Source organism: Synechococcus sp. WC10meta (genome assembly GCF_047461475.1).
In genome coordinates, this window is record NZ_JANSHF010000033.1 from 1 (window position 1) to 3,909 (window position 3,909).

4 protein-coding genes are annotated in these 3,909 nt (G+C 59.1%); all 4 read right to left on the reverse strand.

Features of this window, described 5'->3' with window-relative positions:
* Positions 1-196 precede the first annotated feature (196 nt).
* Positions 197-619: a hypothetical protein gene (locus NW804_RS10250; RefSeq protein ID WP_414396367.1), complete on the reverse strand. Its 423-nt coding sequence runs from the start codon at positions 617-619 to the stop codon at positions 197-199.
* A gap of 552 nt (positions 620-1,171) precedes the next feature.
* Positions 1,172-1,321, reverse strand: coding sequence for a hypothetical protein (locus NW804_RS10255; RefSeq protein ID WP_414423480.1), 150 nt, complete (start codon positions 1,319-1,321; stop codon positions 1,172-1,174).
* 377 nt (positions 1,322-1,698) lie between these two features.
* Positions 1,699-2,496, reverse strand: a complete 798-nt coding sequence (locus NW804_RS10260; protein WP_414423481.1) for a thermonuclease family protein — start codon at positions 2,494-2,496, stop codon at positions 1,699-1,701.
* A gap of 256 nt (positions 2,497-2,752) precedes the next feature.
* A complete protein-coding gene (locus tag NW804_RS10265) occupies positions 2,753-3,571 on the reverse strand; it encodes a hypothetical protein (protein WP_414410945.1) in 819 nt (272 codons plus the stop codon).
* Positions 3,572-3,909: the final 338 nt, after the last annotated feature.

A 3,909-nucleotide genomic window follows, 5' to 3' on the forward strand; every position in this document is an offset into this window, starting at 1 on the left:
ACACGCGTAAGATCGTCGGCAGCGTCAGATGTGTATAAGAGACAGGACCCAGACAAACCTGCGCCTTGCTCGCCGCTTTTTGCGCCTGGAAGAGCTGGCGCGGCAACAGGCAGAACAAGACTCCCCTCTCGAAGGCCGCCGCCCTCAAGAGCTAGAGGCGCTTTGGCAGCAAGCAAAGCAAGAACACCCCCATCCTTTAGGGATGGCGCAGCAGATTGAGGACAGGAAGAACTAGCTCTCGCTTAGGCAAAGCCAGGGGCTGGGGAGTCTCGCCCCTCCAAGAGGCAGGTGGCAGAGGGGAAGAAGAAGTTGGCACCTTGCCCACAGGGCGTAGTTGCCAGCGGATGATCTGCTCACCGCGGTAAAAGGTCACCACCAACTGATCCCCTTGGGGTTGGATTTGCCAGGTGCCATCGCCGCTGGTAACCGAAATCTGTTCGCCAGAAAAGGGCGCATCCAAAGCTGGCCCCGACTGGCTCCAAATCCGTCCGCCTCCTGTTTCCAGAACCAGTTGCACCGTTGCTCCCTGTCCTTGGCCGCTCAGGATCTGGCCAGTGCCAATCCAGACTTGGGTCTCTTGAGCCCCAGCAGACTGCCCCAGTTGCAGAGCCAGGAGCAACAGTCCTGTCCAGCTCCCCCAGCTTTGTAGCGCTCTCCCCCAACGCCGAGGGAAAGAGGAACAGCAAGCTAAGAAGGCCATTGCTCCCACGTTGTACTCCACGCTGCGCTAAAGCTAGAACAAGAGCCCACAGCAGCAGCTTTCTCTCACCGAATCCTTTCCCAGTCTATAACCCTGCCCCTGCCTCGAGGCCCAGCCGCCTTGATCCCAATCTAGGCAACCCCTGCCTCCCCCTACTAGGCTGCAACTTGAGTCTCTGGCTACGGGGATCCCTAACAACCGTTTCGCCAATGCGCAGAGCCAAGCCCTCTACCCTCTTCGGGGGGAGAGATCCTTTCTTCAGGCGTGAGAACTCCTCGCGAAACCTAGGGGGCTGAAGCGCAGCGCTGCCCAGACAGGAGGCAAAACCGAAGGTAGTCGGCTGGACACGGGGTGATCTGCAGGTCAACCTCCTGCTGCAACCCTGCGCCAGGGCCGGCCATGCTGCAGAAACTGCCTTGAGACCCCTTCCTCCGGGGGCTTCCACTGGGGCACCCCTACTTACGAAGAAGCTTAGGTGTTCCTCTCCTGTTCCAGCTTGGCCATTGCAATCTGGCTTTCTAGGTGGAAAATGCCCTCGCGAAGGGCAACTGCCTGGGCTTCCACCTCCTCTAGGGAGCAGCGAACGATCTCTGCCGCCCTGAGATGTTGGTCTCGCTGCACCAAAGCCTGGCGTGCCAGCTCGTCCTGGTTATGCTGGATAGCCGCTCTGAAAGACTTATACAACCCCGGGCAAAAGCAGACTTTCACTCGGGGTTGAGGCTTTCTTCCTGCTTCCACGATCCGTAGCTAGTAGTAGAGTTCACCTCCACTACCCCGCCAGAGGGATCTCCACAGGCGTGACTTCCCCGCGATCGCGATAGCGGGCCGTAGGCCTTGCTGCAGGTAGTTGCTCCTTGCCCCCATAAGGCACACCGGCTAAAGACGGAGCCAACTTTAGCCTAGGCAAAACGCCTACCCAAGAAGATGTACCTGCTAGCCTACTAGCTCAGCCCATCTACGTCAAGGCAGAAGGTTGGTTAGGTCCGGTGAATCAAGGACTAGAGGAGAACCCTTTGGGCTCTGACCAACCAATCCTCGGCCTTTTGCAGGAGTTGAGTGTACTTCCGTTCCAGTTGCTTACGGCTGGCCAGGGTTGTGGTCAGGCTGCGCTGCAGGTGTTTTAGATCCCGCTCCAGCTGCCGGATGCCTACCCCCTGCTGGCTGGACTTTTTCCACAGCAGTTTGCCTAGCCCCACCATCACCACCGCCGTGGCAATACCCACACCTGCTGCTGCGGCTGGGTTTTCCCGCAGGAAAGACCCCTCCAAAGCGTAAGGCCCTGCAAAAGCTACAGTTTGCAGCGCTGTTTCTCGAAACTCCCACGGCATCACCGGCTTGGGTTGTTGCCAAAAACCACGGTGTGCCGCCTGCGCGATCCCTTGAGCTTCTAGGTAGCGCTCCCGGTTGGCCTCGTGCAAAAAGCGCTCGTAGACCACCGCCTGTCCTTGGCGCAGCATCTCCAAACTCACCAGGCCATCGGCGTTGTACACCTCGACAATGTGCAGCCCCTCTGGGGTGACGTAGAGAGTGTCGACCTGCACCAGGGATCCCGGTGGCAGCAGCTTTTGCAAAGCCTCCTGCGAGAGCCGTCCCCACTGTCCCTGCGTCAGCTCCGGCGCATCTACATAGGCAAGGCGAAAACGGGTTGGCCTGTCGTTTAGGTCTGCCCAGAAGGTGTCCCCATCGACCACCGACCGCACTCGCACTGTCTCGAAAGATTGGGCTGCTGCAGGCAGGATAACCCAACTGCTGGCAAGGACAGCCGCCGTCATCGGGAGGGAAGTTTTTGAGCTCATAGGGGTCACTCCTAAGGTGAAGTCAAGAAAAACTCTGGGAACAAACCCAAGCCCTAGAGCGTCCCTAGAGGCTTCTACAAGGGTAGCTGCTGCTCCCTGGGACGGTGGCTGCCACCTTTCGCACAAGGAAAGCTAACTTTCCTAGCCAAAAGACACGGCTTTTGGCCAACCACCTCAAGCAAACAGCAGAATTCGGGCTAGAGTTCAGCTCAGCAGAGCCTGCTCCTGGAGCACAATCTTTGCGCTGGCAGTCGAATTACAGGCGGAGGCGATAGGGCTCTCCCTCGATCCCATCAGGCAGGGGAGGCGGGAGAATTTCCACTTCACCTGTGGGCAGCGTCCGCAAAACCCTGCCCAGTTGGGCCAGTTGCTTTAGGGCAAACAAGCGGGTGTCCCGGTCGCTGGTGGCGTTAAACACGCTCAGCCAGACATCGAAGCGAGAACGGCGACTGAAAGGGCTGCGGGCAATGTTGTCCCCCAACTGGCGAAAGTCGTCGCCGGGCAAGCCCACCTGCTCCCGCCAGGCCGCGGCTTGGTAGTAGTCATTGCGACCTGCTTCCGCATCCCCCAGAAACATGAAATTGATCAGGGCCCGATCCACATAGAGCCGCCAGGCATCGGGATTGTTCTGGGGGTTGAACTGCTGTAGGCCGCGATCCAAAATCTCGATAGCTTTTTCCGGCTGACCGGCCCAATAGGCCAACACCAAGCTAGACAGTCGGTAGCCCTGGAAGAAAGAGGGATCCAGCCGCAGCATGTGGTCAAAGTACTCGTAGGCAAGGCCGTAGCCGGTCTGGGCGCGGGCGCGGGCGTCGCCGTAGTACTGGATCAGCTCTAACCACAGCCAGGAAGCTCCCAGATTGCGGTAGCCCAGCCAGCCCAAGGTATTGGCCAGGGCAATGTTGCGGTTTTTGCGGACCTCGGCATTTTCTATGGCCTCCAGGTTGATCCGCTCCAACATGGGCAACTGGAGCTGCACTACCAGGATCCCACACAGCAGTGCCCCCCCAACGGCAGCCAAAGTGCCGGCCAGGGACAAGTGAGAGCGACGACGAGGTAAAGCAGCGGTGGTCATACGGGCAGGTTCTTGGGTGGCTCCAGTCCATCATGACACTCCCCGCTCCCCAAAGGAGGAGACCGGCTTCTGGGTAACTTTGGCTGACCGCTCTGAAAGACTTATACAGCGCTGGACAAAAGCGGACTTTTGCTCCAGGTTGACGCTTTCTTCCTGCTTCCACGACCCGTGGCTAGGGGCAGAGTTTACCCCTGCCACCCCGCCAGAGGGATCTCCACAGGCGTCACTTCCCCGCGATCGCGATAGCGGGCCGTAGGCCTTGCTGCAGGTAGGTGCTCCTTGCCCCCATAAGGCACACCGGCTAAAGACGGAGCCAACTTTAGCCTAGGCAAAGTGCC

Excerpts from the sequence above, each read along its gene's own strand:
- NW804_RS10260 (WP_414423481.1), bottom strand. The coding sequence starts at position 2,496 with ATGAGCTCAAAAACTTCCCTCCCGATGACGGCGGCTGTCCTTGCCAGC.
- NW804_RS10265 (WP_414410945.1), bottom strand. The coding sequence starts at position 3,571 with ATGACCACCGCTGCTTTACCTCGTCGTCGCTCTCACTTGTCCCTGGCC.